Genomic DNA, 7,988 nt, shown 5'->3' with positions numbered 1-7,988 from the left:
GAGATGGACGCGGTGGCGGCGATCTCCTCCTTGGTCTCGACCTCCTTGGCGCTGGCGACGAGCTCGTCGGTCACCGCCGCGACGGCCTTCTCGATGCCGCGCTTGAGGGTGATCGGGTCGGCGCCGGCGGCCACGTTGCGGAGGCCCTCCTTGACGAGCGCCTGAGCCAGAACGGTCGCGGTGGTGGTGCCGTCACCCGCGACGTCGTCGGTCTTCTTCGCGACCTCCTTGACGAGCTCCGCGCCGATCTTCTCGTACGGGTCGTCGAGCTCGATCTCCTTCGCGATGGAGACACCGTCGTTCGTGATCGTGGGGGCGCCCCACTTCTTCTCGAGGACGACGTTGCGACCGCGCGGGCCCAGCGTCACCTTGACCGTGTCGGCCAGGATGTTGAGGCCGCGCTCGAGGCCGCGACGGGCGTCCTCGTCGAAAGCAATGATCTTTGCCATGTGTTTCTCGTCCCTCCCGGACGTCTGCGAAAGATTCCGTTGATTAGCACTCGATCAGATGGAGTGCTAAAGCGATTCTGGCACTCGCGACCGTGGAGTGCAAGGCGACGGGCTCGCCGGGCGGGAAGGGATCGCCCTCGGCGAAAAGAAGAGCGCCGCCCCGAAGGGCGGCGCTCCCGCTATCTGGTCTAGCCGATCGCTGCGTACTACAGCGGACGCACCGACTCGGCCTGCGGACCCTTGTTGCCCGAGCCGACCTCGAACTGCACCTGCTGGCCCTCTTCGAGAACCTTGTAGCCGTTCATGTCGATCGCGGAGTAGTGAACGAAAACGTCCTGTCCCCCACCTTCGACTGTGATGAATCCGTAGCCCTTTTCAGCGTTGAACCACTTCACGGTCCCGTTCGCCATGCATTACTCCCATTGCTGTGTCGCTCGCCCGGTCCAGCGCCTGGCGTTGACTCCCGATACTAATGCTTGTAATGCCCGGTTACGCCAGTCTTTTAGCCATTCCGTTACCAAAAAAGGCGAAACTTAAACACGCAAGAAACAAAGGGATCAGACCGCATCCACCCTCCGGATGACGACCGCTCAGCCCGTGTAATCACTGCCGACGACGACCGTGAGGTCGGCGCCGGTGTCAGCGAAGGCCTGTGACTGCTCGATGGTCGCACCCGGGAGCGACTTGGCCGCCCCGAGAGCGGCCGCCTGGTTCTTCGGGTCCGAGTAGTAGACGATCGTCTGGGTGAGATCCTGCTTGTCGGCATTGGCGACCGCTGCGACCTTCCAGCCGGCCTGCGTGAGAACATCGCGGACCTTGCCGCCGAGGCCCGATGTCGTCGTGCCGTTGAGCACGTTCACCGACAGCGCGGGGTCGACCGTCGGGGTGATCGTCGGCGTCGGGGTGGGCGTCGGCGTCGGGGTTCCGGCCGAACTGCTGTTCGGGGCGCCGTGGAAGGAGATGGAGCCACTGACCAGAGAGAGGCCGAAGATGCCGGCGCCGACCAGGACGACGACCGCCAGCGCGGCCCAGCCGACCGCGATCCACGCGCGGCCCTTCGGCCGCGGAGCCCGGTGCGCTCCGACGCGCTGGAGATCGTCGGGGATCTCGTCGAACCGGTCTCTCGGGTACTTCTCTGCCATGTAAGGTGTGGTTTCCTCGCGGTGTCAGTCGCCGGACGGGAGTGTCCGGGATCGCCGTGCTGCCAGCCGGGTCTCGCGCAGCCGGAGCAGGCGCTTGACGAGCATGGGGTCGTGCCTGAGCGCCTCCGGGCGGTCGATCAGGGCTCCGAGAAGCTGATAGTACCGCGCCGCGGACAGGCCGAACTCCTCACGGATGGCCTGCTCCTTGGCACCGGCATGCCGCCACCACTGACGCTCGAACGCGAGGATGGCGGCCTCACGGTCGGTCAGTCCGCTCGTATCGGGCTGAGGGATCCGGTGGTCAGCGGCTTCCGCCACACGCACCGCCTCCCCTCTCCGTCTCCCGAGTCGGCTCGTCCCCGCGCTCGCGAGTCATCCTAGGGGCGGCGGCCTGAGTGTTCCCCGTTTGGATGCGGCAGGTCGCGAGCCGAAACAGGGAACAGTGTGCCGCGCCTCGCCGTTTAGGCTGGAGGACGCCACGACGAAAGGACCGCACGATGGGTGCACCGCAGGACGACGCAGCACAGCAGACGTACGAGGTCAGCAAGACCGACGACGAGTGGCGCCGGGAGCTCAGCCCCGAGCAGTACGCCGTGCTGCGCGAGGCGGGCACCGAGCGGCCGTGGACGGGCGAGCTCCTGGACGAGGGCCGCGCCGGCCTCTACACCTGTGCGGCGTGCGGCGCCGAACTGTTCAAGTCGGGCACCAAGTTCGACAGCGGCTGCGGTTGGCCGAGCTTCTACGAGTCGATCCGGCCGGAGGCCGTGCAGTTGATCGAGGACGACAGCCTGGGCATGGTCCGCACCGAGGTCCGCTGCGCGAACTGCGGCTCGCACCTGGGCCACGTCTTCCCCGACGGGTTCGGCACGCCCACCGGCGACCGGTACTGCATGAACTCGATCTCGCTGAACTTCGCGCCGGACGCCGGATGAGCCGAGGCCCCGCGGACGCCTCCTCGAGCGACCTCGTCGACCGTGTCGCCGCGCGACGGTCGTATTCGCGCGTGACGCCGGACGCGCCCGGCCATGAGGAGCTTCTGCCGCTCGTCGCCGCCGCCGGCCGGGTGGCCGACCACTCGGCGCTGCACCCGTGGCGGATCATCGAACTGCGCGGCGACGCCCGCGTGCGGCTCGGCCGGGCGTTCGTCGCGGACGCCGGGCTGACCGGAGAGGCCGCGGACAAGCTGGCCGCCAAGCCGCTCCGGTCGTCGCTGCTGCTGGCGATCGTGTCGGTCCGCACGAAGAGCGAGAAGGTGCCGGGCTGGGAACAGGATGCCGTCGCCTCCGGCGTCGCGCACATCCTGAGCCTGCTGCTCCACGACGCCGGCTGGGGTGTCATCTGGCGCACCGGACACCACACCAGATCGAAGGCCGTGCACCGCATGCACGGCCTGGCGAAGAACGAGCGCCTGCTCGGCTGGCTCTACGTCGGCGGGGTGCCGGAGGACAGCAGGGAGGGGCACCGCAAGACGATCGACCCCGAACGCTTCCTGAGCGTGCTCGACTGACCTCTGCGAACGGCTACGCCGCTGTGCGGCGGCCGCGCCAGCGCACGCTCGCGACGGCGACCGCGACCAGGGCGAGCAGGGTGCCTGCGACCGTGGACGCGGCGACCGGCTGCGACGAGGTGGGCGCGAAGACGTCCAGCAGCAGCGCGGTGACGAGCTGACCGGCCACCGTGGCCAACCCCAGGAGCAGGACGCCGGTCACGCGCACCAGCAGGGCCGCCGCGGCGATGAAGACGCAGCCGATCGCGCCGCCGGCGTACAGCCACGGCTCAGCGGGCAGTGCGGCGGGGAGGCCGCGGATGCTCCAGTCGATCCCCATCAGCACCAGGAGGACGGTCGTCCCGACGGTGAAGTTGACGAAGGTCGCGGTGAGGGCGCTGGACGCGACGACGCGCACCTGACCGTTGACGGCCTGCTGCCAGCCGAGGCCGAGGCCGGCCAGGAGCGGCAGCAGCATGAGCCAGACCGGCACTCCGCCGCCGAACTGCGACGACACGGCCCAGGAGACGGCGGCCAGCGCGATGATCGCGCCGGCGAGGCGCGCCGGCGTGATCGGCCGGCGGCCGCCCGGGCCCAAGCCGATACGGTCGAGCACGAGCCCGCTGACCGTCTGACCGGCGACGACGGAGACCGTGAAGAGTGCGACGCCGAGGACGGCGGCGGCCACGCCCTGCGAGAGCACGAGGAACGCGCCGGCTGCTCCGCCGGCCACGTACCACCAGGGCAGTTCGCGACCGCGGAGGGCGCCGACCACCCGGCGCAGACCACGGCGGCCGGCCGGGGCGACGGCCATCGCGACGACGAGGATGAGCAATCCCGAGCCGAACGAGATGACGGCGGCCGTCACGCCGTCACCCAGTCGCCTCCCGAGCTCGCCGTTGATGCGCGACTGGAGGGCGATCCCCGCCCCGCACAGCATGGCGAAGCCGAGAGCGAGCCAGAGTGGGAAGGAACGTGGTGTCACTCCCCCAAGCCTATGGCGCGGGCGCCGTCACCGCCGCGCGCACGGAATCAGGGCGCCGGCGCCTCGCCGTCGGTCGGCTCCGGGTGCGGCAGCCAGGGGATGTTCTCCTCGGGAGCCACGTCCTTCTCGAAGTCGAGGTCGTGGTCGTCGTCGGTCGTATCGCCGTCGCGCTTGTCGCTCATGACCTCACCGTACCCGGCGCCTCGTCGGCGAGGAAGGAGATCGGCGATTCGATCGCATCCGCGATCTCACGCAGGAACCGCGCCGCGACGCCGCCGTCCGTGACGCGGTGGTCGAACACCAGGCTGAGCTGAACGAGGCGCCGCGGCACCACGGCGCCCTCGACCACCCACGGGCGCTCGATGACGCGGCCGATGCCCAGGATGGCGACCTCCGGATGGTTGATGATCGCAGCGCTGCCGTCGACGCCGAGGCTGCCGTAGTTGTTCACGGTGAAGGTCGAACCCGTCAGATCGGCGGGGGGAAGGACGCCCTCGCGGGCAGCCGCCGCCAGCCGCGCGAGTTCGGCATCGAGGCCACGGATGCTGAGCGCGTCCGCTCCGCGGATCACCGGAACGAGCAGCCCGCGCGGAGTGTCGGCTGCGAAGCCGAGATTGACGCCGTCGAAGGTCTCGACGCCGTCGCCGGCGGCGGTGACGCGACCGGCGAGTTCGGGGTGCCGGGCGAGCGCGCTCAACGCGAAGCGTGCGACGAAAGCCAGCATCGACGGCGGACGGCCGGCTCGGCCGAGCGCGCGCCGGGCCTCCCACAGCTCGGTCGCATCGACGTCGACCCAGACGGTCGCTTCGGGGATCTCGGACCGGCTGCGCGTCATGGTTTCCGCGACGGTGCGGCGCAGGCGCGAGAACGGCGTGACCGCGGCCACCCGGAGGCCGGTGCGGCGGTCGACGCCGCTTTCGGCGTCGGGGGTGCTGGTGGTCGCGGTGCCGGTATCGATGCCGGTGCTGGTGTAGGTGCTGGTGGCGCTCGTGTCGGCGCTGGTAGCGCTGGTGTCGGTGGGGGCCGTGGGCGCAGCAGGGCGGGCGTTCGCGGCGGCCAGCGCGGCCTCCACGTCGCGCCGGGTCACCACTCCGCCCGCACCGGTGGGAGTCAGCGAGGCCAGTTCGACGCCGTGGGTGTGCGCGAGGGCGCGGACCACCGGCGACACGACGGGGACGATCCGGCTCGGCGCTCCCGCGGCCGCGGCGGTGCGCACCGCGGTGCGGCCACGGCGGCGCGCGGTGGCCAGCTCGGTGGTGCCGTACCCCACCAGCACCTGGCCGGAGCCGGCGCCGACGGGCTCGGGTTCGCGCGCGGGCTCGGGTTCGCGCACTGCCTCAGGTTCGGGCGCTGCCTCAGGTTCGGGAGCCGGCTCTCCCGTGGCCGCCGACGCCCCGGCGGCTGGCTCCTCCTCCACCTCGAGCAGCGGAGAGCCGACCAGGATGGTCTCGCCCTCCTCGCCGTGACAGGCGGCCACGACCCCGGCGAAGGGCGACGGCACCTCGACGACCGACTTGGCGGTCTCCACTTCAGCGATCGGCTGGTCGACGACGACCGTGTCGCCCACCGCGACGAGCCAGCGCACCAGCTCGGCGTCGGCGAGCCCCTCGCCCAGGTCGGGCAGCTCGAAGACCTTCACCGGTCCTCCCACTGCAGCTGGTCCACGGCGTCGAGCACGCGGTCGACGCCCGGCAGATAGAAGCGCTCGAGCTTCGGGGGTGCGAACGGCGTGTCGAAGCCGGTCACCCGCCGCACCGGGGCCTCCAGATAGTGGAAGCAGCGCTCCGAGACACGGGCGGCGATCTCGGAGGCGACGCTGGCGAAACCGGGCGCCTCGGCCACGACCACCGCGCGCCCCGTCGCCCGCACCGCTGCGCACACGGTCTCGTCGTCGAACGGAGTGAGCGAGCGGACATCGACGACCGCGAGACTGCGGCCCTCCGCTGCCGCGGCCTCCGCGGCGGCGAGCGCGACCGGCACGGTCGGCCCGTAGGCGATCAGCGTCGCGTCGGTGCCCTCACGGGCGATGCGCGCGGAGCCGATGCGGGGCAGCGGAGCCGAGACGTCGACCTCCCCCGTCGCCCAGTAGAGCTTCTTCGGCTCGAGGAAGACGACGGGATCGGGATGCGCGATCGCGGCGCGCAGAAGGCCGTAGGCGTCCTGGGGAGTCGACGGCGTGACGACGGTGAGGCCGGGCGTGTGCACGTAGTAGGCCTCGGACGAGTCGGAGTGGTGCTCGACGCCGCCAATGCCGCCGGCGAACGGGATGCGGATGACCATCGGCAACCGCACCGCGCCACGCGTGCGGTTGCCCATCTTGGCCACGTGGTCGACGATCTGCTCGAACGCAGGGTAGGCGAAGGCGTCGAACTGCATCTCGACCACCGGGCGCAGGCCGTTCATCGCCATCCCGACCGCCGTGCCGACGATGCCGGACTCGGCCAGCGGGGTGTCGAAGCAGCGCTGCTCGCCGAAGCGTGCGGCCAGGCCGTCCGTGATCCGGAAGACGCCGCCCAGGGTTCCGACATCCTCGCCGAAGACGAGCACGGCCGGGTCGGCGGCGAGCGAATCGGCGAGCGCGCGGTTGAGCGCCTGTGCCATCGTCATGGTCGCCACGGCCGGTGCCGCCTCCACAGCGGCGGAGCGGCGGTCGCCGTCGGCGGAGTGGTCGGCGGGTGCGTCGTGCATGAGCGTCATCGGGCGACCTCCTCGGTTCGGGATGCGGATTCGGCGGCGAGCTCGGCGGCCAGCAGGTCGGCCTGCTCCCGCAGCTGCGGTGTCTGCTCCGCGTAGACGAAGGCGAACAGGTCGAGCGGTCTCGGCTCGGCGTCGGCCATGATGCGGGTGCGCAGATCGAGGGCGACCCGGTCGGCCTCGTCACGGAAACCGGCGTCGGCGTCGTCGGTCAGCTCGCCCTCCGACGTCAGCCAGGTGCGCAGCCGGAGCAGCGGATCGCGCGCCAGCCACGGCTCGACCTCCGCCGCGCTGCGATAGCGGGTGGCGTCGTCGGCGTTGGTGTGCGACTTCATGCGGTAGGTGATCGCCTCGACCAGGGTCGGGCCGCCGCCCTCCCGCGCCTCGGCCACGGCCTCGCCCAGCACGGCGAGCAGCCCCGCGAGATCGTTGCCGTCGACCAGACGGCCGCGCATCCCGTAGCCCACGCCTTTGTGGGCGAGGCTCGGGGCCGCGGTCTGCCTGCTGAGCGGCACGGAGATGGCGTAGCCGTTGTTCTGCACCAGGAAGACGACGGGCAGATGGAAGACGGCCGCGAAGTTGAGCGCTTCGTGGAAGTCGCCCTCGCTCGTGGCGCCGTCGCCGCACATGGCGACGACCACCGTGTCTTCGCCGCGCAGCCGCGCCGCGTGGGCGAAGCCGACGGCGTGCAGCAGCTGGGTCGCGAGGGGCGTCGCCTGCGGGGCGACTCGGTACTGCCGAGGGTCGTAGCCCGCATGCCAGTCGCCGCGGAGGAGCAGGAAGGCCTCGAACGGGTCGACGCCGCGGCTGACGACGGCGACGGAGTCGCGGTAGGTGGGGAACAGCCAGTCGCCCTCGTCGAGCACCATGGCCGCCGCGACCTCGCATGCTTCCTGACCGTGGGACGACGGATACACCGCCAGCTTACCCTGGCGCACCAGTGCGTCGGCCTGGTCGTTGAGCCGCCTGCCCAGCACCAGCCGGCGGTAGCCGTCGCGGAGCACCTCGGCGGACGGGAACGCGTAGTGCTCGTGCGGGTGGCCCGAGCCCTGCTCGTCGATGAGCCGCAGCGGGGTGTCGCCCGGCATCAGATCGTCGGCGTGCATCTCTTCTCCTTCGAAAGACGTCGCTCAACATCAGGATGACTTCGCTGGACCCCGTTTGCCATCGGTTCTGTGGTTTCGAGACGAATGGGATGCAGTCGCCGCCCATCAGTGCCAAACTGTCTTCCA

At 70.9% G+C, this 7,988-nt stretch carries 11 protein-coding genes; 2 read left to right on the top strand and 9 right to left on the bottom strand.

The genetic code is table 11. The features are described from left to right. The 4 genes from Q0Q23_RS03835 to Q0Q23_RS03820 form a co-directional block, all read right to left on the bottom strand. The coding region (locus Q0Q23_RS03835) for a TCP-1/cpn60 chaperonin family protein (RefSeq protein ID WP_295119544.1) at window positions 1-449 on the bottom strand (449 nt) is incomplete at its 3' end. Between the two features lie 206 nt (window positions 450-655). Continuing rightward, window positions 656-859 carry a cold-shock protein gene (locus Q0Q23_RS03830; RefSeq protein ID WP_055914585.1) on the bottom strand — a complete coding sequence of 68 codons (204 nt, stop codon included), beginning with the start codon at window positions 857-859 and terminating at the stop codon, window positions 656-658. Window positions 860-1,039: 180 nt separating this feature from the next. Next, window positions 1,040-1,591, bottom strand: a complete 552-nt coding sequence (locus Q0Q23_RS03825; protein ID WP_295119539.1) for a LytR C-terminal domain-containing protein — start codon at window positions 1,589-1,591, stop codon at window positions 1,040-1,042. 24 nt (window positions 1,592-1,615) lie between these two features. Further along, window positions 1,616-1,915 carry a DUF3263 domain-containing protein gene (locus Q0Q23_RS03820; RefSeq protein WP_295119536.1) on the bottom strand — a complete coding sequence of 100 codons (300 nt, stop codon included), beginning with the start codon at window positions 1,913-1,915 and terminating at the stop codon, window positions 1,616-1,618. Window positions 1,916-2,088: 173 nt separating this feature from the next. On the opposite strand from Q0Q23_RS03820, the gene msrB reads away from it, so the two are divergent. Both msrB and Q0Q23_RS03810 read left to right on the top strand, forming a co-directional pair. Further along, window positions 2,089-2,523 (top strand): peptide-methionine (R)-S-oxide reductase MsrB, encoded by a 435-nt coding sequence (gene msrB, locus Q0Q23_RS03815; RefSeq protein WP_295119533.1) that lies wholly within the window; start codon window positions 2,089-2,091, stop codon window positions 2,521-2,523. Beyond that, window positions 2,520-3,098 (top strand): nitroreductase family protein, encoded by a 579-nt coding sequence (locus Q0Q23_RS03810; protein WP_295119527.1) that lies wholly within the window; start codon window positions 2,520-2,522, stop codon window positions 3,096-3,098. The genes msrB and Q0Q23_RS03810 overlap by 4 nt, the downstream gene beginning before the upstream one ends. A gap of 13 nt (window positions 3,099-3,111) precedes the next feature. Here the strand turns inward: Q0Q23_RS03810 and Q0Q23_RS03805 are convergent, their stop codons facing one another. Genes Q0Q23_RS03805 through Q0Q23_RS03785 form a run of 5 tightly spaced genes read right to left on the bottom strand, consistent with a single transcriptional unit; the run spans window position 3,112 to window position 7,862 of the window. Continuing rightward, window positions 3,112-4,062: a DMT family transporter gene (locus tag Q0Q23_RS03805; RefSeq protein WP_295119524.1), complete on the bottom strand. Its 951-nt coding sequence runs from the start codon at window positions 4,060-4,062 to the stop codon at window positions 3,112-3,114. Between the two features lie 47 nt (window positions 4,063-4,109). Further along, window positions 4,110-4,244, bottom strand: coding sequence for a hypothetical protein (locus Q0Q23_RS03800; protein WP_295119521.1), 135 nt, complete (start codon window positions 4,242-4,244; stop codon window positions 4,110-4,112). Then, window positions 4,241-5,701 (bottom strand): dihydrolipoamide acetyltransferase family protein, encoded by a 1,461-nt coding sequence (locus Q0Q23_RS03795; protein WP_295119518.1) that lies wholly within the window; start codon window positions 5,699-5,701, stop codon window positions 4,241-4,243. Before Q0Q23_RS03795 ends, Q0Q23_RS03800 begins: the two co-directional genes overlap by 4 nt. Further along, on the bottom strand, window positions 5,698-6,759 hold the full coding sequence (locus Q0Q23_RS03790) for an alpha-ketoacid dehydrogenase subunit beta (RefSeq protein ID WP_295119516.1): 1,062 nt from the start codon (window positions 6,757-6,759) through the stop codon (window positions 5,698-5,700). Before Q0Q23_RS03790 ends, Q0Q23_RS03795 begins: the two co-directional genes overlap by 4 nt. Continuing rightward, window positions 6,756-7,862, bottom strand: coding sequence for a thiamine pyrophosphate-dependent dehydrogenase E1 component subunit alpha (locus Q0Q23_RS03785; RefSeq protein WP_295119513.1), 1,107 nt, complete (start codon window positions 7,860-7,862; stop codon window positions 6,756-6,758). The genes Q0Q23_RS03790 and Q0Q23_RS03785 overlap by 4 nt, the downstream gene beginning before the upstream one ends. Window positions 7,863-7,988: the final 126 nt, after the last annotated feature.

It is taken from the genome of uncultured Leifsonia sp., from assembly GCF_945957465.1.
In the GTDB taxonomy this organism is placed as follows: Bacteria; Actinomycetota; Actinomycetes; order Actinomycetales; family Microbacteriaceae; genus Leifsonia.
This window is presented reverse-complemented; position numbering and strand designations above follow the sequence as displayed.

Coding starts and splice junctions, on each gene's coding strand:
- Q0Q23_RS03830 (WP_055914585.1), bottom strand. CDS start 859: ATGGCGAACGGGACCGTGAAGTGGTTCAACGCTGAAAAGGGCTACGGA.
- Q0Q23_RS03825 (WP_295119539.1), bottom strand. CDS start 1,591: ATGGCAGAGAAGTACCCGAGAGACCGGTTCGACGAGATCCCCGACGAT.
- msrB (WP_295119533.1), top strand. CDS start 2,089: ATGGGTGCACCGCAGGACGACGCAGCACAGCAGACGTACGAGGTCAGC.
- Q0Q23_RS03810 (WP_295119527.1), top strand. CDS start 2,520: ATGAGCCGAGGCCCCGCGGACGCCTCCTCGAGCGACCTCGTCGACCGT.
- Q0Q23_RS03800 (WP_295119521.1), bottom strand. CDS start 4,244: ATGAGCGACAAGCGCGACGGCGATACGACCGACGACGACCACGACCTC.
- Q0Q23_RS03790 (WP_295119516.1), bottom strand. CDS start 6,759: ATGACGCTCATGCACGACGCACCCGCCGACCACTCCGCCGACGGCGAC.
- Q0Q23_RS03785 (WP_295119513.1), bottom strand. CDS start 7,862: ATGCACGCCGACGATCTGATGCCGGGCGACACCCCGCTGCGGCTCATC.